19 protein-coding genes are annotated in these 26,744 nt (G+C 69.5%); all 19 read right to left on the reverse strand.

Annotated elements, in window-relative coordinates:
* Nucleotides 1–166: 166 nt before the first annotated feature.
* Nucleotides 167–1,426, reverse strand: coding sequence for a glycosyltransferase family 2 protein (locus ABTZ59_RS01580; protein ID WP_351388026.1), 1,260 nt, complete (start codon nt 1,424–1,426; stop codon nt 167–169).
* A gap of 177 nt (nt 1,427–1,603) precedes the next feature.
* A complete protein-coding gene (locus ABTZ59_RS01585; protein ID WP_351388033.1) occupies nt 1,604–3,709 on the reverse strand; it encodes a CDP-glycerol glycerophosphotransferase family protein in 2,106 nt (701 codons plus the stop codon).
* Between the two features lie 135 nt (nt 3,710–3,844).
* Nucleotides 3,845–5,350: a D-ribitol-5-phosphate cytidylyltransferase gene (locus tag ABTZ59_RS01590; protein ID WP_351388036.1), complete on the reverse strand. Its 1,506-nt coding sequence runs from the start codon at nt 5,348–5,350 to the stop codon at nt 3,845–3,847.
* A 364-nt stretch (nt 5,351–5,714) separates the two neighbouring features.
* A complete protein-coding gene (obgE, locus tag ABTZ59_RS01595; protein ID WP_351388041.1) occupies nt 5,715–7,151 on the reverse strand; it encodes a GTPase ObgE in 1,437 nt (478 codons plus the stop codon).
* Nucleotides 7,152–7,281: 130 nt separating this feature from the next.
* Entirely contained in the window at nt 7,282–7,536 is a 255-nt protein-coding gene (rpmA, locus tag ABTZ59_RS01600) for a 50S ribosomal protein L27 (protein ID WP_351388046.1), read from the reverse strand.
* Nucleotides 7,537–7,550: 14 nt separating this feature from the next.
* The gene (gene rplU, locus ABTZ59_RS01605; RefSeq protein WP_030352366.1) at nt 7,551–7,871 is read right to left on the reverse strand and encodes a 50S ribosomal protein L21; all 321 of its coding nucleotides are present in this window, start codon (nt 7,869–7,871) and stop codon (nt 7,551–7,553) included.
* A gap of 257 nt (nt 7,872–8,128) precedes the next feature.
* Nucleotides 8,129–12,187 (reverse strand): Rne/Rng family ribonuclease, encoded by a 4,059-nt coding sequence (locus tag ABTZ59_RS01610; protein WP_351388051.1) that lies wholly within the window; start codon nt 12,185–12,187, stop codon nt 8,129–8,131.
* Between the two features lie 232 nt (nt 12,188–12,419).
* Nucleotides 12,420–13,226, reverse strand: a complete 807-nt coding sequence (locus ABTZ59_RS01615; RefSeq protein ID WP_351388054.1) for a TIGR03936 family radical SAM-associated protein — start codon at nt 13,224–13,226, stop codon at nt 12,420–12,422.
* A gap of 268 nt (nt 13,227–13,494) precedes the next feature.
* Nucleotides 13,495–14,028: a GNAT family N-acetyltransferase gene (locus tag ABTZ59_RS01620; RefSeq protein ID WP_351388059.1), complete on the reverse strand. Its 534-nt coding sequence runs from the start codon at nt 14,026–14,028 to the stop codon at nt 13,495–13,497.
* A gap of 65 nt (nt 14,029–14,093) precedes the next feature.
* The gene (locus ABTZ59_RS01625) at nt 14,094–16,019 is read right to left on the reverse strand and encodes a TIGR03960 family B12-binding radical SAM protein (protein WP_351388064.1); all 1,926 of its coding nucleotides are present in this window, start codon (nt 16,017–16,019) and stop codon (nt 14,094–14,096) included.
* Between the two features lie 53 nt (nt 16,020–16,072).
* A complete protein-coding gene (locus ABTZ59_RS01630; RefSeq protein WP_351388067.1) occupies nt 16,073–17,635 on the reverse strand; it encodes a CYTH and CHAD domain-containing protein in 1,563 nt (520 codons plus the stop codon).
* Nucleotides 17,636–17,706: 71 nt separating this feature from the next.
* Nucleotides 17,707–18,906: a rod shape-determining protein RodA gene (gene rodA, locus ABTZ59_RS01635; RefSeq protein ID WP_351388070.1), complete on the reverse strand. Its 1,200-nt coding sequence runs from the start codon at nt 18,904–18,906 to the stop codon at nt 17,707–17,709.
* Nucleotides 18,907–18,909: 3 nt separating this feature from the next.
* Nucleotides 18,910–21,078 carry a penicillin-binding protein 2 gene (gene mrdA, locus ABTZ59_RS01640; protein ID WP_351388074.1) on the reverse strand — a complete coding sequence of 723 codons (2,169 nt, stop codon included), beginning with the start codon at nt 21,076–21,078 and terminating at the stop codon, nt 18,910–18,912.
* Nucleotides 21,079–21,175: 97 nt separating this feature from the next.
* The gene (gene mreD, locus ABTZ59_RS01645) at nt 21,176–21,844 is read right to left on the reverse strand and encodes a rod shape-determining protein MreD (protein ID WP_351388077.1); all 669 of its coding nucleotides are present in this window, start codon (nt 21,842–21,844) and stop codon (nt 21,176–21,178) included.
* Between the two features lie 11 nt (nt 21,845–21,855).
* The gene (mreC, locus tag ABTZ59_RS01650) at nt 21,856–22,884 is read right to left on the reverse strand and encodes a rod shape-determining protein MreC (RefSeq protein WP_351388081.1); all 1,029 of its coding nucleotides are present in this window, start codon (nt 22,882–22,884) and stop codon (nt 21,856–21,858) included.
* Between the two features lie 128 nt (nt 22,885–23,012).
* Nucleotides 23,013–24,032, reverse strand: a complete 1,020-nt coding sequence (locus tag ABTZ59_RS01655) for a rod shape-determining protein (protein WP_030352375.1) — start codon at nt 24,030–24,032, stop codon at nt 23,013–23,015.
* Nucleotides 24,033–24,280: 248 nt separating this feature from the next.
* Entirely contained in the window at nt 24,281–24,694 is a 414-nt protein-coding gene (gene ndk, locus ABTZ59_RS01660; protein WP_249949357.1) for a nucleoside-diphosphate kinase, read from the reverse strand.
* Nucleotides 24,695–24,759: 65 nt separating this feature from the next.
* A complete protein-coding gene (locus ABTZ59_RS01665) occupies nt 24,760–25,113 on the reverse strand; it encodes a DUF4233 domain-containing protein (protein ID WP_351388088.1) in 354 nt (117 codons plus the stop codon).
* Between the two features lie 5 nt (nt 25,114–25,118).
* Nucleotides 25,119–26,633, reverse strand: a complete 1,515-nt coding sequence (folC, locus tag ABTZ59_RS01670) for a bifunctional tetrahydrofolate synthase/dihydrofolate synthase (protein WP_351388092.1) — start codon at nt 26,631–26,633, stop codon at nt 25,119–25,121.
* Nucleotides 26,634–26,744: the final 111 nt, after the last annotated feature.

Below are 26,744 nucleotides of genomic sequence, written 5' to 3' on the forward strand. Positions count from 1 at the left end.
TAGGGGAGTGAACCGGTGCAAAAGGGGTGCACGAAAGGGCGCTCAGGCGTGCGCGGATGTGCAATCCAGAGCCTCGCGCGGGCAGACGCGCGGGCGGACTCACCGGCCCTGATCGCCGTACCGCTCGGCGCCGCCCGCGGCTCATCGTCCCGTACCGCCCAACCCCTCACGGCCTGGGCCTGGTTGGCAGCGAACCGAGCGGTCTCGGCACGGCCAGGGCCCGTATCCGGGTACGCACCCGGCGCGCCACCCTGCGTGCCAGCGATTTGCGCCGGCGTAAGACCTTGGGCGCCTCGATGCGCCGCAGCCCCGGCTTGCCGAGCCAGTCCGGCACGGTCACCTCGTACGACGCGTCCGTCAGACCGCTCCTCTTGTCACCGAAGTGCGGGAAGACGAGGTACGGAGTACGGGCGCGGCCCCGGTGGACCACCTCGGGTACGGTCCCGGCCCCGATGAAGGCCAGCATGTCCGCCAGCAGATCGAGCCGCCCCAGCGCGACGCACTCCAGCCGCAGCCGTTCGGAGACCTTGATGCGCGCGGCCACGCCCGGGGTCCAGTACCGCTCCATCAGCGGCGCGGCCAGCTCCAGCTTGTGCTGCCGGATCTCCTCGGGCTGCTTGAGCATCCCGCGGCCGAACTGCTGGATCAGTCCGACCGTGAAGGGTCTGACCATCAGCCGGTCACGCTTGTGGCCGGGCGGCACCAGCCTGGTGATGAGCGCCATCAGAGCGCCCGTGGCCTCGAATCGGAGCGCGTGGCCGCCGCTCTTGGTCACATGCTTGCCGTCGTCGCGGCCGACCAGGTAGTAGCAGGTGTAGTCGGCGATCACCGAGACACCGTTGCCCCGGATGTACGCCTCCATCGTGAACAGGGCGTCCTCACCGGTCTTCAGCGTCTCGTCGAAACGCAGCCCCAGTCGCTCTGTCAGTTCGCGGCGGAAGAGCTTCTGCGCGCTCAGCGTGTAGATGACCTGCGAGCGGTAGATGTCGACCCGCTCCGCCGTACGGTTCCACATCGAGCCGGGAGCGCCGCGGTTCACCCCCTCGACCCTGCCGAGCACCACGTCGGTGCCGGCGCGGTCGGCCATGGCGACCATGCGCTCCAGCGATTCCTCGCCGAAGTAGTCGTCGGCGTCGAGGAAGAAGACATAGCGGCCGCGTGCCATGCCGAGTCCGACGTTTCGCGGCCCGCTGGGACCCCCCGAGTTGGCCTGGCGCACCACTCTGGTCGGGATGGCCGTGCGCGCGGCGAACGCCTCCAGGTATTCACCCGTGCCGTCGGTCGAGCCGTCGTCGATCGCGACGATTTCGATGCGGTCCGGACCCAGCGTCTGGGCCTCGACGGATTCCAAACAGCGGATCAGATAGGGCATCGCTTCATATGCGCCGACAATCACGCTGACGTCAGGAAGAGGCAAAGTGTTCATCGCAATTCAAGACAAGCGACATCGAATGTTGGTTGTCTCACCTCGATCGCCCGTCCCGTGATGCCCGTCACATCCGCGTTCCGGCCGGGCGGAGTGGCGGCCGAACGCGGCGGACATGACGAAGGCCCGGCAGCGCGCCCGTAGGCGCCCTGCCGGGCCCGAGAACCGCTGGGGCGCTCAGCCCCCCACGGGCGAGTCCTCCGCCCGGGGCTCGGACGGCGCCGAGTCGTCCGGCGCGGGCGCCTCCTCCGGCTCCGCGAGCCGCTGCTCGACACCCACGTTGCGGGCCAGCGACTTCGCCGCCAGGGCCCGCGTCGCCGCGTCGAACCGCTCGATGGAGGTCGGCTCGTCAGGACCGAGCAGATAGCGCTTCAGCTCATGACGGGCTTCGGAAAGCGGGTCGGCGGCCGGCTCCGCGACCGCGGCGAGCAACTGGTCCAGCTCCTTCGCGCTGTTGGAGAGGATCACGGCGGCCCGTACGGCGGTGTTCTGCCGCTTGAACTCCTCCGCGCCCAGCTCCGCGGAGTCGGTGACCGCGTACGGCTTGCCGCTCGCGATGAAGTCCGACACGACACTGGAGATGTCGGAGACCATCGCGTCCGACTCGTTGAAGCAGTCGTACAGGGCGGGCTCCGAGCCATCGATGACCCGGTGCTCCCACCAGCCGAAGGAACGCCAGTACGCGCCGTTCCACTCGCGCCTCAGCCGCGTCAGCTCCGCCTGCGCGGCCGGGTCGGCCTTGGAGTCGCGCGACTCCTCCGCCTCGTCCCTGCTCGCGTCGGCCCCGCCGGACAGCTCGGTCAGCCGCGCGCCGATCCTGGCCAGCTCGGTCCGCGCCGCGCTCTGCTCGTCGCGGAGCCCCGCCGCGTCCTTCGCCCAGCGGGCGTCGGTGGCGCGCTCGGTGGCGGCCTTCTCCACGAGCGCGATGATCCGCTCGTGGACGGCCTTCGCCTTGGCGCTGCGCGTACCGGTGAAGGGGTGCGGCTTGTAGAGCACCCGAACGGGGCGCTCGGCCTTCAGCAACCGCTTGACGATGTTCTCGCCGGCCAGCAGGAGCGAGGTGTTGCCCGGGCTGTCGTCCCAGCCCTCCCACGTGGGCGCGTAGAGCACCGTGGGGATGGGGTTCTTCGTCGAGCCGCTCGCCTGCTCGATCGGTGCCAGCTGCGGGCGGCCCACCTCGACGATGTCCTCGTCCCGCACCCCGACATCGGCGAGCGCGTACCGGTCACGCCCGGCCCGGCCCGCGGTCCACACCTCGTCGTACGCCTTGCTGTACGGGTTGACGCTGGCCAGCTTGTCGCTGTCGCCGTGCCCGATGAAGACATGCTTCATGGTCGGGACGCGCAGCATATGGATGTTCTTGCCGACGTTGGCCGCGTAGAGCGCGACCCGGACCGTCGAGAGATCCAGATTCATCAGATGCACGCCACCGGGGACGCAGAGCACCGGCACGGCCGTCGGGCCAAGCTGCTGCGCGATGACGCGCTCGCGCAGGACGATCAGCGGCCGGCCTTCGAGCTGTCCCATCGTCTCCAGCCACATGTTGACCTGGTACGCGGACTCCTTGGAGCCGGAGAAGTACAGCATCACGGTCGGCCGGTAGTCGGCCAGCCAGCCGTCCACCGCCGTGAGCACCTTCTCGGCGTTGGGCACGAGCCGGCTCGGCCGCAGATACGGCAGCAGCGCGACGATGAAGCCGACGGCGAGCAGCACGCTGAGGCCGAGCCCGGCGTAGCCGTAGAGGTTGTCGCGGGTCTGGAGCGTGATGATCACGCCGACCATGGCGAAGACATCCAGGTGGAGCATCTTCTCGGCGGAGCGGCTGAGCAGCCAGCGCGGCGGGGCGTCGGGGATCCGGATGGCACCGAGATCGATGTTGCGGGTGACCACGGGCAGCCTGCGGCGCAGCCGGAGCAGGGTGACGATCGCGCCGTGCGGCGCCTGGAGCCCGTAGAACACCAGCACGGCGACGACGGTCACATAGAAGATCCGGTCCTCACCGAGGCCGCATCGCGCGACCAGGAGCACCAGCAGCATCTGCCGGATCAGGAAGCGGATCGACAGACCGGCCCGGACCTTGGCGAGCCGGTTCACCAGATAGCTGCCGCGCTGGTGCAGGAAGGTGTCCGCGAGATAGCTCACCGCCGCGGCCACGGCGAAGAACCAGATATTGGGAATTATCGCGGCGAGCATGACGCACGGGAAACTCAGACCCAGAAGAAGTGCGGCTGCCAGCTCTGATCCGCTGCCCACCCGGGCCAGGCGAATGGCTGTCGAAATCACGGAATACCTGCTCCAGACCGTGGAGGCTATAGGACCTTGCGACGAAAATTGTGAAGAGAAAAGTTCACGAACTCGGGCCTCCGTGATTCGCGCGTCGGCGACCACAGAGGCCCGTGCAAAGATTGTCAAGAATTATTACACATCTTCCTGACGGTCCAGGACGGCCGCCAGAGCCTGCTCGAAGTCCGACGCCTCGGAGGCACCGCGGGTCGGGTCCTGCTGCCGTACGTCGATGACATGGCCGGTCAGCTCGGAGAGCAGCACATCGAGGGAAGTCCTGGCGACCGCTTCGGAGGAGAGCAGCGAACCCTCCGGCTCCTGACCGAATGCCTTGGTGCGCATGGGAGTCGCGGTGCGCTCCGGATTGACGCAATTCACTCGGATTCCCTCGCCGGCCCATTCGTCGGAGAGCGCCTGGGTCAGATTCACCATGGCCGCCTTCGTGGACGAGTAAAGGCTGTACTCCGCGCGCCCCCGGGTGTAGCTGCTCGATGTGTAGAGCAGCAGCTGGCCCTTGGTCTCCACCAGATACTTGTACGAGGCGCGGGCGATCTGCACCGGCGCCAGGTAGTTGACGTTCAGCGCTTCCTGGATGGTGGTGTTGTCCGTCTCGGCCAGCTTGCCGATGCGCAGCACACCCGCGGTGTTGATCACGTAGTCGATCCGGCCCGTCTCGGCGTAGGCGCGCGACAGCGCGTCGTCGACATGCTCAGGGTTCTCGACATGCGTACCGGTGGTGGAGCGGCCCAGCGCGTACACCGTCGCGCCGAAGGACTCGGCGAGCTGCGCGATGTCCGCGCCGATGCCGTACGAGCCGCCGAAGACGACGAGGGTCCGGCCGGCCAGCAGCTCACGGTAGGAGTCGTCGGAGGACTGCTGCGGAGCGGCGGCGGAGGCCAGCTGGAAGAGCTTGTCGGCGATGAACACATCGACCGGCTGTGTGACCTTCATGTTGTACTCGTCGCCCGCGACGACATAGATCGGCACGTCCGGCAGATACTTCAGCACCACCGAACAGTCGTCGGTGGCCTGGAAGTTGGGGTCGCCCGCGGCGATCTCGTACGCCTTGCGGATGGTGGAGAGCTTGAACGCCTGAGGGGTCTGGCCGCGCCGCAGCCGCGACCGGTCGGGGACGTCCGTGATGAACTCGCCGTCGCCGCCGTGCGTACGGGTCACGATGATCGTGTCCGCGGACGGGATGGCGACGTCCACGGCCTGGTAGCGCTCCAGCGCGTCCACGCAGTCCGTGATCACGCGGTGCGACAGCAGCGGGCGCACGGCGTCGTGGAACAGGACGTTGCGGTCCTCGCCCTCGGCCAGTCCCTCGCCCAGCGCGGCGATGGCGCGCTCGGTGGTCTCGTTCCGTGTCGCGCCGCCCTCGATGATCCGGGTGACCTTGGCCAGTCCGGCCTTCGAGACGATCTTCTCCACGTCGGCCACATAGCCCGGCGCCATCAGCACGATCACATCGTCGATCGAGTCACTCCGCTCGAAGATCGACAGCGTGTGCTCGATGACCGCCTTCCCCGCGATCTTCAGCAACTGCTTCGGGATCGACAGGCCCACACGCTGGCCGGTTCCGCCCGCCAGGACGACAGCGGTGGTGCGGGACTTCGTGGGCGACGCGGATGTTGCAGACACAGAACTGACCTACCTTGCGGGCTCAGAGGATGTAGCGATGGTCCCACCCGCGGCAATCGTCTTGCAAGGTGGACCACAACCCCGCGACGCCGGTACGCAACCCCTGATTCACCTGCGAAGACCAGTACGCCGGTGGTCCAGTGCCGGGAGTCGTACGTGAAGGACACCACATAAGTTTCACGTCGGAGCACGGCGGCTCCCATATGAGAGGCTACGCGACGCGCCCGCATGGTCACCCACCGCGGCAACGACCCGCCGGCCCGCAGGTCTACGGGCGGCGGGCCGGCGGAGCCGCGGCTCTCGAAAATCTCTCCAAGAGCTCTCCAGGGCCCTCCTGGGCCCTCCAGGAGCTCTTCAGGGCTCTCTAGAAGGGGTGGAACTCGTCGTACTCCCGCTGCGCCTCGTCCCGTTCCGCGTCCCGGTCCCTACGCCGCTGCGCCGCCGGACGGGGCGCCTCCAGACGGTGGTCCTCACCGCGGCGGCCGAGCATCTCGGCGCCCGCCATCATCGTCGGCTCCCAGTCGAAGACGACCGCGTCGTCCTCGGGTCCGATGGCCACCCCGTCCCCCGCTCGCGCGCCCGCCTTCATCAGCTGCTCCTCGACACCGAGCCGGCTGAGCCGGTCCGCGAGATAGCCGACGGCCTCGTCGTTGTTGAAGTCGGTCTGGCGGACCCAGCGTTCGGGCTTCTCGCCGCGCACCCGGTAGAGCCCGTCGTCCTCCAGGGAGACGGTGAAGCCCGCGTCGTCGACGGCCTTCGGACGGATGACGATCCGGGTCGCCTCCTCCTTGGGCTTGTCGGCGCGGGACTTGGCGATGATCTCGGCGAGCGCGAAGGACAGTTCCCTGAGACCCAGATGGGCCACGGCCGAGGCCTCGAAGACGCGGTAGCCGCGCTTCTCCAGATCAGGACGGATCATCTCGGCGAGATCCTTGCCGTCCGGGATGTCGATCTTGTTGAGGACGACGATCCGCGGCCTGTTGTCGAGACCGCCGTACTGCGTCAGCTCCTCCTCGATCACATCGAGGTCGGTCACCGGATCGCGGTCGGACTCCAGCGTGGCCGTGTCCAGCACATGCACGAGCACGGAGCAGCGCTCGACATGGCGCAGGAACTCAAGGCCCAGACCGCGGCCCTGGCTGGCGCCCGGGATCAGACCGGGGACGTCCGCGATGGTGTAGACGGTGGAACCCGCCGTCACCACACCCAGGTTGGGGACGAGCGTGGTGAACGGGTAGTCCGCGATCTTGGGCTTGGCCGCGGAGAGCACGGAGATCAGCGAGGACTTGCCGGCGCTCGGGTAACCGACGAGCGCCACATCGGCGACCGTCTTCAGCTCAAGTACCACATCGCCCGCGCGGCCCGGCTCACCGAGCAGCGCGAAGCCGGGGGCCTTGCGACGGGCCGAGGCCAGCGCCGCGTTGCCGAGACCGCCGCGGCCGCCCTCGGCGGCGACGAACGTGGTGCCCTCCCCGACCAGGTCGGCCAGCACATTGCCGGCGCGGTCGAGGACGACCGTACCGTCGGGCACCGGCAGGACCAGGTCCTGGCCGTCCTTGCCGGAGCGGTTGCCGCCCTCGCCCGGCTTGCCGTTGGTGGCCTTGCGGTGCGGGGAGTGGTGGTAGTCGAGCAGCGTCGTCACCGACTGGTCGACGACGAGGACGACATCGCCGCCACGGCCGCCGTTGCCGCCGTCGGGTCCGCCGAGCGGCTTGAACTTCTCACGGTGTACGGAGGCGCAGCCGTGGCCTCCGTTACCCGCGGCGACATGCAGCTCGACGCGGTCCACGAAGGTGGTCATGGGGATTGCCTCCAGTACATACGGAAATGTCATACGTCCAACACACGAAGGGCGGACCCGCTTCCCGTCACCGGGAAGTGAGGTCCGCCCTCGCGAAGAAACCGTGCTACAGGCGCCTGATGCTCAGTGCTCAGACGACCGGAACGATGTTCACGACCTTGCGGCCGCGGCTGGTGCCGAACTCCACCGCGCCCGCGTTCAGCGCGAACAGCGTGTCGTCGCCGCCACGGCCGACGCCGGAGCCCGGGTGGAAGTGCGTGCCGCGCTGGCGGACCAGGATCTCACCGGCGCCGACGACCTGACCGCCGAAGCGCTTCACGCCGAGCCGCTGAGCATTGGAATCGCGCCCGTTCCGGGTGGACGATGCGCCCTTCTTGTGTGCCATGTCTCCTCAGTCCCTTACTTCGCAGCCGCGGGGATACCGGTGACCTTGATCGCCGTGTACTGCTGACGGTGACCCTGGCGACGGCGGTAGCCGGTCTTGTTCTTGTAGCGAAGGATGTCGATCTTCGCACCCTTGTGGTGGTCCACGATCTCGGCCGTGACCTTGATGCCGTCCAGCACCCACGGGTCGCTGGTGACGGCCTCGCCGTCGACCACGAGCAGGGTCGAGAGCTCGACCGTGTCGCCAACCTTGGCCGTGGGAATCTTGTCAACCTCAACGATGTCGCCGACAGCAACCTTGTGCTGGCGACCACCGCTGCGCACGATGGCGTACACGCGGATCTCACTCTCGCTCGGAACGGAACCTCTGATGCCAGCCGCTCGCACGGACCGGGGCCCGTGGCGATTCCTGACAGGACGAGCGGCCTCCCCCGGAAATCCGGGAGGTGGGTGCTCAGAGGTGGGCGCGCATAGGAACACACCGAAGGTTTAGAGTACGGGGCCCCTGTGCAGAGGGTCAAACCAGCCCCCGTCCCCGGCGCCGTACGGGCTCATGCGCGGCCCGTACGGCAACCGGGGACGACGGGGCGTCGTCAGTCCTCCGTGGAGGCGGTGACGCCGGAGGGCGTCGTACGCTCGGCCGCCGCGGTCTTCTTCGTCGACTTGGCCGTCTTCTTGGCCGTCGTCTTCTTCGCCGCGGTCTTCTTGGCCGTCGTCTTCTTGGCCGTCGTCTTCTTGGCGGCCGTCTTCTTCGCCGTCGTCGCCTTCTTGGCGGTCTTGCGTACCGCCTTCTTGGCCGGGGCCGCGGGCTCCTCGACGGCCGGTTCCCCGGCCTTCGCGGGCTCCTCCGCCCTGGCCGACTCCACCACGACGATCGCCGCGTCCTCGGCGCCCGAGGGCGACCCCGCCGGAGCGGTGACCTTGCGGGTCACCCTGCGGCGCGCCCGGGGCGGAGCCGCGACCGGCGCCTCTTCCGCGACGGGCGCCTCTTCGGCGACGGGCGCGGCGGCGGCCGGTTCGGCGACGGCCTGCTCGGCCGCCACCGGCTCGGCTACGGTCACGGGCTCGGCGGACACCGGCAGGACCACCTCGGCGGCGGCCTCCGTGTCGGCGGCCTTCGGCGAACCGGCCGGAGCCGTCGCCTTGCGCGTGGCACGGCGGCGCGTACGGCCCTTGGGGGCCGCCTCCTCGGCGGGAGTCCGCGGCCCGGCGGCGGGAGCCGCGTCCGGTGCCGAGGTCTCCACCGACGATTCCACCGGCGTCTCGACCGGCGATTCCACCGGCGTCTCGGCGCGCGTCTCGGCGGCCGGGGCCTCGGTCCTGGCCATCTGCGCCGGCACCTGCTCCGGCTCCGCGGTCCGCGGCGAGCCCGCCGGGGCGGACGCCTTGCGCGACGCCCGGCGGCGCGAACGGCCGCGTACGGACGCCTCCGCCTCCGCCACGCTGCTGAACAACTCCTCGTCCGGCGCGAACGTGTCGGACAGCGGCTCGGCCAGTGCGACCGGGGCCGCCACCTCCGCCGCTACCTCGGCCTCGGTCTCGGCCTCGGTCTCCGCCACGATCTCGACGTGCTCATGCTCGTGCTCGTGCTCCGTACCGGCGCCGCCGCGACCGCGCTTCTTGGAGCGCTTGCCGTTGCCACCGCCACCGGCCGACGTGGGCTGCTCCATGTGCACGATCACACCGCGCCCGTTGCAGTGGACACAGGTCTCGGAGAAGGACTCCAGCAGACCCTGGCCGACCCGCTTACGGGTCATCTGCACCAGACCCAGCGAGGTGACCTCGGCGACCTGGTGCTTCGTACGGTCCCGGCCCAGGCATTCGAGCAGCCGTCGCAGCACGAGGTCCCGGTTGGATTCGAGCACCATGTCGATGAAGTCGATGACGACGATGCCGCCCAGGTCGCGCAGCCGCAGCTGGCGCACGATCTCCTCGGCCGCCTCCAGGTTGTTCCTGGTGACGGTCTCCTCAAGATTGCCGCCCTGACCGGTGAACTTCCCGGTGTTGACGTCGACCACGATCATGGCCTCGGTCTTGTCGATCACCAGCGAACCGCCGCTGGGCAGCCAGACCTTGCGGTCCAGCGCCTTCATCAGCTGCTCGTCGATGCGGTACGTCGCGAAGACGTCGACCTCGCTCGTCCAGCGCGACAGCCGGTCCGAGAGATCGGGCGCGACATGGTCGACATAGCCGTGGATGGTCTGCCACGCGCCGTCACCGCTGACGATGACCTTCGAGAAGTCCTCGTTGAAGATGTCGCGGACGACCCGCACGGTCATGTCGGGCTCACCGTAGAGAAGCGTCGGGGCGTTGCCGCTCTTCGACTTCTTCTTGATGTCCTCCCACTGCGACTGAAGCCGCTCGACATCGCGGCGCAGCTCGTCCTCGCTGGCGCCCTCCGCGGCCGTACGGACGATGACGCCCGCGTCCTCGGGGACGATCTTCTTGAGGATGGTCTTCAGCCGGGACCGCTCGGTGTCGGGCAGCTTGCGGCTGATGCCGGTCATCGAGCCCTCGGGCACATAGACCAGATAGCGGCCGGGCAGCGACACCTGGCTGGTCAGACGCGCGCCCTTGTGGCCGATCGGGTCCTTCGTGACCTGCACGAGCACCGACTGGCCGGACTTGAGCGCGGTCTCGATCCGGCGCGGGCCGTTGGCCATGCCCAGCGCCTCGAAGTTGACCTCACCGGCGTACAGGACGGCGTTGCGCCCCTTGCCGATGTCGACGAACGCGGCCTCCATCGACGGCAGTACGTTCTGGACCTTGCCCAGATACACATTGCCGACGTAGCTGGTGGCCTGCTCCTTGTTGACGTAGTGCTCGACGAGCACGTTGTCCTCAAGGACGCCGATCTGGGTGCGCTCGCCGTTCTGGCGGACGACCATCACGCGCTCGACGGCCTCACGGCGCGCCAGGAACTCCGCCTCGGTGATGATCGGCACCCTGCGGCGGCCCTGCTCGCGGCCCTCGCGGCGGCGCTGCTTCTTGGCCTCCAGACGGGTCGAGCCCTTGATGGACTGCACCTCGTCGGAGCTGGTGCCCGGCTCGCGCTCGTCCTTCTTGCGCGGCTCGCGGACCTTGACGACCGTACGCTCCGGGTCGTCCCCGCCGGACTCCGCCTCGGAGCCGCCGTCACCGCTGCGACGGCGCCTGCGACGGCGGCGCCGGCTGCTGGAGGAGCCGCCGCCCGAGGGGGCCTCGGCCTCCTCGTGGTCGTCGTCGTCCTCGTCGTGCTCGGCGCGCTCGCCGTCCTTGCCGGTGTCCTCGTCCTCGGCGTGGGCCCCGGACTCGTCCTGCTCGTCCGTGGTGTCCTCGGTGTCCGCGGACTCGCCGCGGCGACGGCGACGGCCGCCCCGGCGACGGCGGCGCGACGGACGGTCCTCGTACTCGTCGGAGTCGTCGCCCTCGGCGGACTGCTCCGTGTCCGGCTCGGCCGCGGACTCCTCGGCGTGCTCCCGCACCGCCTCCGCGTCGGCCCTGGGGTCCTCCACGGGCTCGGCGGGCTCGCCGCGCCGGCGGCGGCGCCGACGGCCCGAGGGCTCGGAAGCGGCGACGGGCTCGCGGACCGCCGCGGTCGGCGTCTCGTCCTCGGTCTCGTCGAGGTCCTCGTCGTCGTCCACCGGCGTGACGGCGGCGGCGGCCGCGGCGGCCGTCTCCGGGGTCTGGAACATCGGTTCGGTGAAGACGGGCGCGCGGAAGACGGCCACGGCGGGCCGGGTGGCGCGGCGACGCGAGCGCTCGGGCGCCTCGCTCTCGCTCTGCGCGGCCTTCGGCGCGGGCTTCTCCTCGACGGTGGTCTCGGGCGCGGCGGCGCGGCGGCGCGTACGGCCGCGCGTAGCGGCCTGCTCGGCGGCCTCGACCTCGGTCTCATCGGTGGTGATCTGCGCGACGGTGGCCTGCGGCAGACTCTCGCCCGCCGAAGCCGCGTCGGCGTTGGCGTTCGCGTTCGCTTCGGGCGCGGGCGCACCGGCGGGCGCGGTGGCCTTGCGGGTGGCGCGGCGGCGGGTACGGCCGGCCGGCGCGGTCTCCTCGGCGGGGCTCTCCTCCGGGGCCGGGACCGTGACGGCCTCAGGTGCCTCGGGGGCGGCGGCCTCGTCGGTGGCGGGCGCGGGCGCGGTGGCCTTGCGGGTGGCGCGACGGCGCGCACGCGGCGCCGCCACCGGCTCCTCCGTCACCACGGACTCCACGGCCTCAACCTGCTCGACCGGCTCAGCCGTCACCTCAGGCGCGGGAGCGGTGGCCTTACGGGTGGCACGACGGCGCGCACGCGGCGCGGCCACCGGCTCCTCCGTCACCACGGCCTCGGGCACCGCGGCGGCCTCAACCTGCTCAACCGGCTCGGCCGTCACCTCAGGCGCCGGAGCGGCGGTCTTACGAGTCGCACGGCGACGCGCACGCGGCGCCGCCACCGGCTCCTCCGTCACACCCGTCCCGTCGCTCGCTGCCGCCCCCGCGGCCTCGGCGGCCGGTACGGCCTGTGCGACGGTCTCCGTGACGCTCGCGGCGTCCTCGGCCCCCGCGGCAGCGGCGGGCGGGCCCGCCGGGCGGGACGCGGCGCGGCGCCTGCGGCGCGGCGGCAGCGTATCGCTGGGTGAGTTGTTCTCTTCGTTGGTGTCCCCGGGGGTACCGGGTTCAGTGGGCTCAAGCATGCGGGCGGTTCTCCCGTCACGCTCCCGGGCGCCACGCCTGATTCCGGTCCGGCCGCGGCTCGCGCGCTGCGCGAATGCCGCCGTCCGGGGCGCGGGCGCCGCACGGGAGCTGTTATGTCTGGCTCGCCGGTTCCCTACGCGATGTACGTACGGCCTGGCGAAAGTCTTCTGGTCAGTGCGCCGCCCGACCCAGGTGGCTCCCGAGTCCCAGGGCTGCGCTACAACGACCGCCCTACGCGGTACCCGCACCTTCCGGCGCCTTCGCGGCGGCGGGTCCGGCGGCCTTGGGTGGGGCGGGCCGGGCTGCCTCGCGGTCGGGCGCGAGCGGATCGGTCACCGTTCCGGACTCCTCGTCGAAGAGCCCCTGCGCCAGCCTGGTCACCGCTGCGGGGACCGGCGGCGCCAGGTCGGCCACAGCTCGGAGACCGGACAGGACGTCGTCGGGTCGCACGGCAGGTGTCACGTGCCGAACAACCAGCCGCAGTATCGCACAGGGCCCGTCCCCCGGCCTATCAGGCCGTGACCGAGCCCCCTCCGTACCCGCCTGCGGGACAGTTTCCAGACCGGCCACGGCCTCCCGTGCGTCGAAGGTCCGCAGACCGTTCTTCGTCCGGCGTTCGACCTCGACCGACTCGGCGGCCAGGAAGGCGGCCACGGCCTCTTCCGCCGCGGGCGGCTCGACGCCGTCCAGCCGCAGCTCCCATACGGAAGCGGTCAGCCGGTCGGCGAGCCCGGATGTACGTGCCTCGACAGCGTCGATGATGTCCAGGCCGGCCGGCAGCGACTCGTCGAGCAGCTCACGCAGCTTGTCCGGGTCGCACACCTCCACCAGGGCGATCTCCAGGAACTCGGCCTCGCTGCCCGTGCCGGTGGGTGCGGCATTGGCGTACGACACCTTCGGGTGCGGGGTGAACCCCGCCGAGTACGCCATCGGCACCTCGGCGCGGCGCAGCGCCCGCTCGAAGGCGCGCTGGAAGTCACGGTGGCTGGTGAACCGGAGGCGGCCGCGCTTGGTGTAGCGCAGTCGGATGCGCTGCACCGCCGGTGCGGGTGGCGGGCCTTCGGGCTGTCGCTTGCCCAGTGGTTCTTCTCCTCGGTGCGGGCGGTACGCGGTGACGCGCCGCCCTTGGACGTGGGGGTGGCCCCGGATCCCGGCTCAGCCCCGCTTTCGCGGGGAGATCTCGGGTGCGGGGTTCGCGCCGGGGACGATCGTTGTCCTACCCAGAGTACGCGTACGGCCCTTCCACAGTTCCCCACCCTCGGCTCGGCGGAGCCCGCCCACCGGCGCCCGCCCCGCGCCGGGAGCCTCAGGCGTCCGTCCTGATCCAGTAGCGGAGCTTTCCGCCGCGCTGGTCCTCCAGCACCCCGCCGGCCGCCTCGATCACCTTCCGCGACGGAATATTGGTGGTGTCGCAGGTGACCAGGACGGATTCGAGTCCGATGGCGCGGGCGACGGGCAGCGACGCGGTGAGCATGGCGGTCGCGTGGCCCTGCCGCCGCGCGGTGGGACGTACGGCATAGCCGATATGGCCGCCCAGCTCGCGCAGGAACGGGTTGAGCCGGTGGCGGATGGCGAGACGTCCCAGAAAGGTGTCGCCCTCGACGTACCAGAGTGTGGTGTTGGGCACCCACCCCTTGATCCGCGGGGTCTCCTCCAGCGGCTCGGCGTTGAGCCGCGCCACATACGCGGCGAAGACCTCGGGCCGGTGCCAGGTCCCGCCGAACTCCTCCATCTCGTGCAGGAGTAACGAGCGCTCGTCCGGGCCCTCTTCGACGAATTCCTTCATGGCGTCGAGGAAAGAGGCATGGATCCGGATGTCCGGGGCGATGAGCTGCGGCATCAGGCCATTGTGCGGGCGCGCGGCGCGGCCGGGCGGGCTCTGGGGCCCGCCGGGCGCGCGCCGGGCTACTTGACGACGGTGAGCGGCAGCAGCTTCTTGCCCGTGGGGCCGATCTGGATCTGGGTGTCCATCTGCGGGCAGACACCGCAGTCGAAGCACGGCGTCCAGCGGCAGTCCTCGACCTCGGTCTCGTCGAGCGCGTCCTGCCAGTCCTCCCAGAGCCAGTCCTTGTCGAGACCGGAGTCCAGGTGGTCCCAGGGCAGGACCTCCTCGTACATGCGCTCACGCGTCGTGTACCAGGCGACGTCCACACCGAACTCCGGCAGCGTCTTCTCCGCGCAGGCCATCCAGCGGTCGTAGGAGAAGTGCTCACGCCAGCCGTCGAACCGGCCGCCGTCCTCGTACACCGCGCGGATGACCGCGCCGACGCGCCGGTCGCCGCGCGAGAGCAGGCCCTCGACGATGCCGGGCTTGCCGTCGTGGTAGCGGAAGCCGATGGAGCGGCCGTACTTCTTGTCACCCCGGATCTTGTCGCGGAGCTTCTCCAGCCGGGCGTCGGTCTCCTCGGCGCTGAGCTGCGGCGCCCACTGGAAGGGGGTGTGCGGCTTGGGTACGAACCCGCCGATCGAGACCGTGCAGCGGATGTCGTTCTGGCCGGACACCTTGCGGCCCTCGGCGATCACCCGGACCGCCATGTCGCCGATCTGAAGGACGTCCTCGTCGGTCTCGGTGGGCAGACCGCACATGAAGTACAGCTTCACCTGACGCCAGCCGTTGCCGTACGCGGTGGAGACCGTACGGATCAGGTCCTCCTCCGAGACCATCTTGTTGATGACCTTGCGCAGCCGCTCGGAGCCGCCCTCGGGCGCGAAGGTGAGACCGGACCTACGGCCGTTCCTGGTCAGCTCGTTGGCCAGATCGACATTGAACGCGTCGACACGGGTGGACGGGAGGGACAGCCCGACCTTGTCCTCCTCGTAGCGGTCCGCGAGTCCCTTGGCGATGTCGCCGATCTCGCTGTGGTCGGCGGAGGAGAGCGAGAGCAGCCCGACCTCCTCGAAGCCGGTCGCCTTCAGCCCCTTCTCGACCATCTCGCCGATTCCGGTGATGCTGCGCTCGCGCACCGGGCGGGTGATCATGCCCGCCTGGCAGAACCGGCAGCCGCGTGTGCAGCCGCGGAAGATCTCCACGGACATCCGCTCGTGGACGGTCTCGGCGAGCGGGACGAGCGGCTGCTTCGGGTACGGCCACTCGTCGAGGTCCATCACGGTGTGCTTGGACACCCGCCACGGGACACCGGACCTGTTCGGTACGACACGGGCGATCCGGCCGTCCGGCAGGTACTCGACGTCGTAGAAGCCGGGGACGTAGACCCCGCCGGTCTTCGCCAGCCGGAGAAGGACCTCCTCGCGCCCGCCGGGACGGCCCTCCGCCTTCCAGGCCCGGATGATCCCGGTGATCTCCAGCACGGCCTGCTCGCCGTCGCCGATGACGGCGCAGTCGATGAACTCCGCGATCGGCTCGGGGTTGAAGGCGGCGTGGCCGCCGGCGAGCACGATGGGGTGGTCGACGGTACGGTCCCGGGCCGCGAGCGGGATGCCCGCGAGGTCCAGGGCGGTGAGCATGTTGGTGTAGCCGAGCTCGGTCGAGAAGCTCAGCCCGAAGACGTCGAAGGCACCGACCGGACGGTGGCTGTCCACCGTGAACTGCGGGACCTTGTGTTCGCGCATCAGCTCTTCGAGGTCCGGCCAGACGCTGTAGGTGCGCTCGGCGAGCACGCCCTCGCGCTCGTTCAGCACCTCGTAAAGGATCATGACGCCCTGGTTGGGCAACCCGACCTCATAGGCGTCCGGGTACATCAGCGCCCAGCGGACATCGGTGGACTCCCACGGCTTGACCGTGGAGTTCAGTTCACCACCGACGTACTGGATCGGCTTCTGCACATGCGGGAGCAGGGCTTCGAGCTGCGGGAAGACCGATTCGGCAGGCATCACGGCGATCTTTCGTGGACTGACAGATGCGACCATTCAGCCTACCCCGATGGTCACCCGCTCAGATCCGCCCTCAAGCGGGGGTCGGACGCCTTCGCCCACAGCTCGGGCAGCTCCCGTTCGCGGAGCTCGCCCTGGGCCTCCTCCTGGCCGTAGAGCAGACCCCAGGTGAAGGCGGACTCGCCCGCCGTGTGGGCCTGGATCGCGAGATCGCGGAGGGCCTGGCGGGCCACCACGCTGTCCTGGTGGTCGCCGAGCGCGGTCTGGAGGGCCTTCATGCGTGTGGCGAAGCGCCTGGCCGCCTTGCCCAGGGCGGGTCCGGCCGCCTCGGCGGCGTAGCGGGCGCGCTTGGCGGCCTTGCGGGCGTTGTGCATCGCGAGATCGCGTTCCTCGCCCGGCCCGAGCGCCAGCGCGTCGCCGACGCGGCCGGCCAGCCGCTCGTAGTTCTTGAGGATCGCCCTGGGCAGCGCCTTCGCGGCGGGCTGCGCCGCGTCCGGCCGCAGCGGCGGCGCGGTGAGCAGCCTGTCGAGCGTGTCCAGCAGGGTCAGATACCGCTCGCTGTCGAGTACGGCGACGGTCCTGCTCCGGGACCCGGCGCGCTGGGCGGCGTCCCAGGTCTGGAGCCGGCCGCGTACCGGCCCGAGGAGCAGTGTCATGGGCAGCGCGTCGATGCGGGAACTCAGCCGTTCGTCGAGGACTTCGTGGTCGCGGTCGACGCCCAGCTCCGCCGCGACCCACTTGAGTTCCTCCGCGACCGGGTCGGTGACGGACCGGTCGAGGATCTTGCGGTACGTGCGGAAGGCGGAGCGCATACGGCGGGTGGCGACGCGCAGCTGATGCACGGAGTCCGGCAGGTCGCGGCGTACGGCGGCGTCCTGGGCGACGATCGCGTCGGCCTGGTCGCGCAGATAGGCGAGGATGTGGTCCCCGGCGCTGCGCGGCCTGCCCTTGGGCGCCTTGGTCGCGGCTCCGCCCGGCTCGTGGGGCGCCGTCTCGGCCAGTGCCCTGCCGAGCTTGGACGCGGCGGACGCCGGGCGCAGACCGGCCTTGCGGAGCTTCTTCTCCACCGCGTCGAGGATCGCGGGATCGGCGTCGTCGCCCAGCTCCACCTCGACCTCGGTCCAGGAGGCGGTCCGGGCGTTCTTGCCGCCGGTGTCCCCGGTGAGCCGTCGCGCCCGTACGGCGTCCACGCTCGCCTCGGCGAGCGCCGTGCCCTTCGCGTCGAGCAGCTGAAGGACATCGCGCGAGGTCGTCAGCCGTACGAGGGGGGTCAGCCCGGCGCCGCGTACGCGCGAGCGGACCAGCGCGGCGAGTTCGTCCGGAAGTGTGTCCGCGAGCGGCGCCTGGATCTCGTCGCGGATGCCGGTGGAGACCGGGAATTTCAGATGCCAGCCCTCGTCGGCACCACCCGTGCGGCGCCGGAGCGTGACATGGTCGGCGGTGAGGCGCAGATCCGGGGTGTCGTAGTAGACGGCGTCCAGCTCCACGACGCCCTGGGCGCGAACGGACGCGACGCCCTTCACTCCGGTGAGATCCGGCAGTCCGGAGGGTTCGTCGGCGTCGGAGGGCGCGGGAAGTTCGTATTTGCGCTCGATCTCTCGCTTTGTGTCCGCCATGTACCGAATTTAGTCCCAGGGGCGGCTCCTGGGCAGCCCCTGGGACCTGTCCGGGGCGTCCCGGGCGGCGCTCAAGCCGACATGGGCCGCTGCACCCGGATCGACTGGAGCAGTCCGATGGCGATCCACGCCGCGAACATGGCGGTGCCGCCGTACGAGACGAACGGTAGCGGCAGACCCGCCACCGGCATGATCCCGAGCGTCATCCCGATGTTCTCGAAGGACTGGAAGGCGAACCAGGCGATGATCCCCGCGGCGACGATCGTGCCGTAGAGCTCGGTGGTCTCCCGGGCGATCCGGCAGGCGCGCCACAGGACCACGCCGAGCAGCAGCAGGATGAGCCCGGCGCCGACGAAGCCCAGTTCCTCGCCCGCGACCGTGAAGACGAAGTCGGTCTGCTGCTCGGGCACGAACTGGCCGGTGGTCTGGGAGCCGTGGAAGAGCCCGGTGCCGGTGAGTCCGCCGGAGCCGATGGCGATCCGTGCCTGGTTGGTGTTGTAGCCGACGCCCGCCGGGTCCAGCTCCGGGTTGGCGAACGCCGCGAAGCGGTTGATCTGGTACTCGTCGAGCACGCCGAGCGCCGCGACCGCGATGCCGCCCGCCACCCCCGCGCCGACCAGGCCGATGATCCAGCGGTTGGAGGCGCCCGAGGCGAGCAGTACGCCGAGCACGATGACGGCCATGACCATGACGGAGCCGAGGTCCGGCATCAGCATGACGATGGCCATCGGTACGACGGCGAGACCGAGGGATTTCGCGACCGTGCGATGGTCCGGATGGACCTGGTCCCCGGCGTCCACCCGGGCCGCCAGCATGACCGCCATGGCCAGGATGATCGTGACCTTCACGAACTCGGAGGGCTGGAGGGTGAATCCGCCGCCGATCACGATCCAGGCGTGGGCGCCGTTGATGGTCGCGCCGAGCGGGGTGAGGACCAGCAGGACCAGGACGACGGAGAGCCCGTACAGCGCGGGGACCGCCCCGCGCATGAGGCGGTGCCCGACCCAGATCGTGCCGATCATCAGGGCGATCCCGATGCCGGTGTTGAGCAGATGGCGTACGAGGAAGTAGTACGGATCGCCCTGGTTCAGCTGGGTGCGGTTACGGGTGGCCGACCAGACCAGCAGCGAGCCGATCAGCGACAGGGCGACCGCCGAGAAGAGCAGCGGCCAGTCGAGTCTGCGCACCATCGAGTCGCGGGCCACGAGCTTGGCCCAGGTCCCGCGCTCCGGACCGTATCCGGAGACCGAGAAGCCACTTGTGCCGGCCATCGCTCAGTCCCTCCGCGTGGATGTGGCGGGCGGGCCCGCCAGCATCTGCTCGTCCGGGGTTTCCTTCACCGGCTCGTACGGCCTGATCTTCGGCGCGTCGATCGAACCGTCCGGCTGGATCTTCGGCAGTTCCTTGCGCGGCTCGGGCATCAGCGCCTTGCTGATGTCCTGGTCGCCCTTGGCGTTCAGCCCGTACATCGCCTCGTAGATCTTTCGCACGGCGGGCCCCGAGGCACCGGAGCCGGTACCACCCTGCGAGATCGTCATGACGATCGTGTAGTCCTCGGTGTACGAGGCGAACCACGAGGTCGTCTGCTTGCCGTAGACCTCGGCCGTACCCGTCTTGGCGTGCATCGGGATCTTGTCCTGCGGCCAGCCGCCGAATCGCCAGGCGGCGGAGCCGGTGGTCGTGACCGCCGCGAGGGCTTCGTCGATCTGCTCCAGCGTCCGCCCGCGCGTCGGCAGCTTGCCGTGGGACTTGGGCGCGATCTCCTCGACCCGCTTGCCGTCGGCGCTGACGATCGCCTTGCCGACCGTGGGGTTGTAGAGGGTGCCGCCATTGGCGATGGCCGAGTAGATGGTGGCCATCTGGATGGGGGTGACGAGGGTGTCGCCCTGGCCGATCGAGTAGTTGACGGAGTCACCGGCGCGCATCCGGTTGCCTTCGAGGCAGCCCTCGTAGGCGATCTTCTCGACGTAGGTGCCGCCCTTCTTGCCCTGCTTGCACCAGCTGACCTTGTTGGCCTCCCAGAAGCTCTGCTTCCACTGACGGTCCGGGATGCGTCCGGTGACCTCGTTGGGGAGGTCGATACCGGTCTCCGCGCCGAGGCCGAACTGGTGCGCGGTCTTGTAGAACCAGTCGTTGGGGTGCTTCGGCTTCATGCCGCCGTCTTTCTGCCACTCCTTGTGCGCGATGCCGTAGAAGACGGTGTCGCAGGAGACTTCGAGTGCCTTGCCGAGGGTGATGCTGCCGTAGCCCCTGGACTCGAAGTTCTGGAAGACCTGACCGCCGACGCTGTACGAACTGGGGCAGGGGTAGTTGCCGTTGAACTTGTACCCGGCGTTGACGGCGGCGGTCGACGAGACGACCTTGAAGATCGAGCCGGGGGCCGCCTGGCCCTGGATCGCGCGGTTCAGCAGCGGGAAGTTGGACTTCTTGCCGGTGAGCCTGGCGTACTCCTTGGCGGAGATGCCGCCGACCCAGGAGTTCGGGTCGTACGTCGGCAGGGAGGCCATCGCGACGACCCGTCCGGTCTTCGCCTCCATGACCACCGCGGCACCGGAGTCCGCCTTGTAGTGCTCTCCGGTGTTGCGGTCCATCTCCTTGCGGGCGGCCTTCATCGCCTCGTTCAGTTCGTACTCGGTGACGGCCTGCACGCGCGCGTCTATCGAGGTGACGACATTGGCGCCGGGCTCGGCCTTGTCGTTGCGCGCCTGGCCGATGACGCGGCCGAGGTTGTCCACCTCGTAGCGGGTGACTCCCGCCTTGCCGCGCAGCTGCTTGTCATAGGTGCGCTCCAGTCCGGAGCGGCCGACCTGGTCGGAGCGGAGATACGGCGAGTCGCTCTGCTGAGCCTTCGTGATCTCGTCGTCGGTGACGGGCGAGAGATAGCCGAGCACCTGAGCGGTGTTGGCGAGCCCGGGCGCGGCGTAGCGGCGTACGGCGGTGGGCTCGGCGGTGACACCGGGGAAGTCCTCGGCGCGCTCCCGGATCTGCAGGGCCTGCTGGGTGGTGGCCTCGTCGGTCACCGGGATCGGCTGAAAGGGCGAACCGTTCCAGCAGGGCTTGGGCGTCTTCGAGTCGCAGAGCCTGACCTTGTCCATGACGTCCTTGGGCTTCATGTCGAGGACATCGGCGAGCCGGGTCAGGACGCCCACCCCCTTGTCCTCCATCTTCATCAGCTCGGTACGGCTGGTGGAGACGACGAGCCGGGTCTCGTTGTCGGCGAGCGCGACCCCGCGGCTGTCGAGAATCGAGCCGCGGACGGCCGGCTGGACGACCTGCTGGACGTGGTTGCTCTTGGCCTCGTCCGTGTACTCCTGGCCGTTGCGGACCTGGAGGTACCAGAGCCGGCCGCCGAGGGTGAGGAGAAGCGAGAAGACAAGGACTTGAATGATGACGAGCCGGATCTGGACCCGCGGTGTCCGCCCGGTCTCCGGAATATTGCTCACTGCGATCCCCCACGGACGGTACGGGCGGTACGGCCGGACGGTGCGTGGCCGGCCGCACGCGCGGGCGTCCGCGCGACGGCCGCCGGGTGCTGCGGTGTCACAGTCGCTTGACCCCCTTGATACGTCCGGCCCGCGTGGCGCGGGTGCGGGCGGCCCTCAGCCGCAGTCCGCCCCGCTGGCCGCCGATCCGCAGGCCGGTGCCGGTGGTGGTCCAGCCGGACGCGACATCGGCGCCGCCGCTGCTCTGGGTCTCGGCGAGCGGATCGTTCTCGGCCCGTCTGGCCAGGAACATGATCAGCGGAACGGTGAACGGCGCGAGCAGCAGATCGTAGACCGCGGCGGTGAACAGCAGCCCGGCAAGACCGACATGGCGGGCGGCGGTGTCACCGACGAGCGCGCCGACCGCCGCGTACAGCAGGGTCGAGCCGAGCGCCGCGCCGACGACCGCGGCCATCGGCACGAACGCCGAACGCATCTGGCCCTTCTCCGGGCGGGCCAGTCCGGCCAGATAGCCGATCACACAGAGCACCAGCGCGTAGCGGCCGGCTGCGTGGTCGGCCGGGGGCGCCAGATCGGCCAGCAGTCCGGCACCGAAGCCGATGAGCGCGCCGCCCACATGGCCGTACACGAAGGCCAGGGCGAGGACGACGAGGAGCATCAGATCGGGGACGGCGCCGGGGAGCTGGAGTCTGGAGAGTACGGACACCTGGATGACGAGGGCGACCACGACCAGCGTGGTCGAGAGCAGAATCCGGTTGAAGCGCATGGGGATCAGCCCTACTCCTGGTCGTCTGCTTGGCCGTTGGCGTTGGGATCCGGATTGGCGTTCGGGTCCGGATTGGCGTTGGCGTCCGGATTGCCGGTGTCGGCCTCGCCGTTCGCCTCGACGTCGGCGTTGGGCGACGGAGTGACCGTGACGGTGACGGTGGGCGTCGGGGTGGGCGCCGACTTGGGCGGCAGGACCGTGTCGCGCGGATCCTGCCGGGGAGCCTCCACGACGACGCCGACGAGGTCGAGCTTGGTGAAGCCGACGAAGGGGCGTACGTACAGGGTCCGGGTCAGATCGCCGCCTGACGGGTCGACCTGGACCACCTCGCCGACCGGGACACCGGGCACGAACGGCTTGTCCTTGCTGGATCCGAAGGTGACCAGCCGGTCACCCTTCTTGATCTTGGCCTTGCCGTTGAGGAGCTGGACGGAGAGCGGACGGTCGCCCTGGCCGGTGGCGAAGCCCAGTTCGTCGCTGCTCTCCATCCGGGTGCCGACGGTGAAGTCCGGGTCATTGGCGAGCAGTACGGTCGAGGTGCTCGGGCCGACGGTCGTCACACGACCGACAAGTCCGTCACCATTCAGCACGGTCATATCGCGTGTGATGCCATCCTTGGCACCGATATCGATCGTGATGGTCCAGGAGAATCCCTGGGCCGCTCCTATGGCGATGACCTCGGCGCCCTTGATTCCGTACTGACCGGCGCCGGCCTTCGCGAGCATCTTGTCGAGTTCGCGTACCCGGTTGCGATTGCGGTCGTCACTGCCGAGCCGCTGTTTCAGCTCGGTGTTCTCCTTCTGGAGCACGGCGATGCGATTGTGCCGCGCACCGGAATCCCGTACCGCCCCTATGGCATTGCCCACCGGATTGACCGCGGACGCGACGCCGTTCTCCACCGGACCGAAGACCGTCGCGGCGGCGTGCCGCGCGCCGTCGACCGGGGAATCCTCGCCACCGCGGATATCCACCGTGATCAGTGCGAACGCGATGGCGATCAGCAGCACCAGGAGCAAACGGCTCTCTCGTGTGTCCCTCACGTGCGGCGGCCGTGCCTTCCTCGTAGGAATGATTCTGCGGTTATATCAACGATCCGCCGCGCGGGAGTTCGAGGCCCCTGCCGGGCGTCCCCCCGGCCCGGAGGACCAGGGGGACGGGGACTCTTCCGTCATCGGCGGGGCTGGGCGTCCAGCACCTGCTGAAGCGCCTCGAACTCCTCGACACACTTGCCGGATCCGAGCGCCACGGAGTCCAGTGGGTCCTCGGCGATATGGATCGGCATCCCGGTCTCGCGACGCAGCCGCTCATCGAGACCGCGCAGCAGGGCGCCGCCGCCGGTGAGCACGATCCCGCGGTCCATCACATCGCCGGACAGCTCGGGCGGGCACTTGTCGAGCGTGGTCTTCACCGCGTCGACGATGGCGTTGACCGGTTCCTCGATGGCCTTGCGCACCTCGGCGGCGGAGATGACCACGGTCTTCGGCAGCCCGGAGACCAGGTCACGGCCGCGGATCTCGGTGTGCTCGTCCTTGTCGAGGTCGTAGGCGGAACCGATGGTGATCTTGATGCTCTCGGCGGTCCGCTCGCCGAGCAGGAGTGAGTACTCCTTCTTGATGTGCTGGATGATCGCGTTGTCCAACTCGTCGCCGGCGACCCGGATGGACTGTGCCGTGACGATTCCGCCGAGCGAGATCACGGCGACCTCGGTCGTACCACCACCGATGTCCACGACCATGTTGCCGGTCGCCTCGTGGACGGGGAGTCCGGAGCCGATGGCCGCGGCCATGGGCTCCTCGATGATGTGCACCTGGCGCGCGCCCGCCTGGGTGGACGCTTCGATGACGGCGCGGCGCTCAACGCCCGTGATACCGGAGGGCACACAGACGACGACCCGCGGACGCGCCAGATAGCGGCGTTTGTGGATCTTCAGGATGAAGTAGCGCAGCATGCGCTCGGTGATTTCGAAGTCGGCGATAACGCCGTCCTTCAGTGGCCGGACGGCAACGATGTTGCCCGGTGTCCGGCCGATCATCTTCTTCGCCTCGGCGCCGACCGCGAGAATACCGCCGGTGTTGGTGTTGATGGCGACGACGGACGGCTCGTTGAGTACGATCCCCCGGCCTCTGACGTACACCAGCGTGTTGGCGGTCCCGAGGTCGACAGCCATGTCACGGCCGATGAACGACATGTTGTTCCCCATGAGGATGCGTCTGGCCTTCCCAAGCGTTGATGGCTTTTCAGGATGGCGAGGTGGGTGCTGTGGCTTGGAGGTTTCCATCGTAGTGCCGTCGCGAGGACGACGGCGCGGTGGCCCACCTCAGTAAGGGTGACGAAGTGTCGGACCGATGCGTTCCCGAAAGTGGCTTAGATATGCCCAAAGGCGACCGAATTCCTTCGGTCGCCCCAGGCGGTCAGCTCCGTTTGGCTGACATGCGGTCAGGAAAGACCCGGGAAGAAGATTTTAAGTTCCCGAATGGCGGACTCCTCCGAGTCCGAAGCGTGGATCAGGTTCTCCCGGACGATGGTCCCGAAGTCCCCCCGGATGGACCCGGGCGCTGCGGCGATCGGGTCAGTCGGACCGGCGAGCGCGCGGACGCCCTCGATGACCCGCTCGCCGTCGACGACCAGAGCGACGACCGGTCCGGAGGCCATGAACGCGACCAGCGGCTCGTAGAAGGGCTTCCCCTTGTGCTCGCCGTAGTGCTGCTCCAGCGTGTCCTGGTCGAGCGTGCGGAGCTCCATGGCGCTGATGGTCCAGCCGGCCTTGCGCTCGATACGGCCGACGATCTCGCCGACCAGGCCGCGGCGTACGGCATCCGGCTTGAGCAGGACAAGCGTGCGCTGGCTCACTGTGCGGGCTCCTTCTACTACGGGGTGCGGGCCCTCAGAGGCTACAGGGCATACCACACTGTCGATCACACAGCGTCAGCCTCTGCCGATGACTGTTCGGCCCAGCGTGCCTTCGCCTCGTCGATCTTCCGACCGAAGTGGACCGAGGCCCCCCACAGGGCCGCGAAGATCACACCGAGAACGAACATGGCGGGCACCACGAAACCGCTGGCGAACAGCGCGACCTGAAGCGCCCAGCCGAGCTCGACACCGCCCGGACGGGTGATCACCCCGCAGAGCACCAGGGACAGCAGCATCGCGATGCCACAGACCGTCCAGACCGTCCCCACCGACAGATCGTCCAGCTTCATGGCGACCAGACCGGCGAAACCGATCACGAAGAACTCACCGATCAGTGTGGACGCACAGAGCGTACGCATAGGGTTCAGCGCCTCCTCAGCAGCAGTCGGGCCTCGCCGACCGTGATCACCGAGCCGGTGACCAGGACCCCCGCGCCCGCGAACTCGGACTCCTCCTCGGCGAGGGTGATCGCCGCCTCCAGCGCGTCATCGAGGCGCGGCTCCACCTGGACCCGGTCCTCCCCGAAGACCTCGACGGCGACGGCCGCCAGCTCGTCCGCGCCCAGCGCGCGGAAACTGGAGTTCTGCGTGACGACGATCTCCGAGCAAATCGGCTCCAGCGCCTCCAGCACCCCTCGGACGTCCTTGCCGTCACTGGAACCCACCACACCGATCAGCCGGCTGAAGCCGAACGACTCGGTGATGGCGTCCGCCGTGGCACGCGCCCCGGCCGGGTTGTGCGCCGCGTCCAGCACCACCGTCGGCGAGCGCCGTACGACCTCCAGGCGGCCAGGCGAGGAGACCGAGGCGAACGCCTTGCGGACCGTGTCCATGTCGAGCCGGCGGGCATGCTGCGCGCCGATCCCGAAGAACGCCTCCACGGCGGCAAGCGCCACCGACGCGTTCTGCGCCTGATGCGCGCCGTACAACGGGAGGAAGATCTGCTCGTACTCACCGCCGAGACCGCGCAGGGTCAGCAGCTGGCCGCCGACCGCGATCTCGCGGGCGACCACACCGAACTCCATGCCCGCCCTGGCGACCGTCGCGTCCACGTCGACGGCCTTCTTCAGCATCACCTGAGCGGCGTCCACCGGCTGCTGCGCCAGGATGACCGTCGAACCCGGCTTGATGATCCCGGACTTCTCCACCGCGATCTCACCGGGTGTGGAGCCGAGCCGGTCCGTGTGGTCCAGATCGATCGGCATGACGACGGCGACGGAGGCGTCGATGACATTCGTCGCGTCCCAGGTGCCGCCCATGCCGACCTCGACCACGGCGACATCCACCGGCGCGTCCGCGAAAGCGGCGTAGGCCATGCCGGTCAGCACCTCGAAGAACGAGAGCCGGTACTCCTGCGCGGCGTCGACCATCTCGACATACGGCTTGATGTCCCCGTACGTCTCGATGAACCGCTCGGCGGAGACCGGGGCGCCGTCCAGACTGATCCGCTCGGTGATGGACTGGACATGCGGGCTCGTATACCGGCCGGTACGCAGATCGAACGCGCCGAGCAGCGCCTCGATCATGCGGGCCGTGGAGGTCTTGCCGTTGGTGCCGGTGAGATGGATCGACGGATAGGCGCGCTGGGGGTCGCCCAGCACATCCATCAGACCCTTGATCCTGGTGACCGACGGGTCGAGTTTCGTCTCGCCCCAGCGGCCCGCCAGCTCCTGCTCGACGGCGCGCAGCGCCTTGTCCACCTCCGGGTCCTCGGGGCGTGCCGGGACGCCGTCATCCTGCGCGGGCCCGGCCTGGGCGCGCAGCGTACGGCTGCCGGCCTCGATCACCGCGAGGTCGGGGTCTCGGTCGGTCGCGGCGTCGACGATCTCATCGAATTCGTCGTACTCGCCGGGCTGGTCGGAAGGACGGTGCTCGCTCACGCGACCAGTCTACGGAGCACCACCGACAGCCGGTCGCCCGCGCCCCGGCTCCGTACGGGAGCGGGGCCCCGGCCAGGTGGCCGGGGCCCCGCTCTCGGGTGCTCGTCGCAG

Origin of the sequence: Streptomyces sp. NPDC094034 (assembly GCF_040303865.1) — a bacterium.
Taxonomy (GTDB): Bacteria; Actinomycetota; Actinomycetes; order Streptomycetales; family Streptomycetaceae; genus Streptomyces.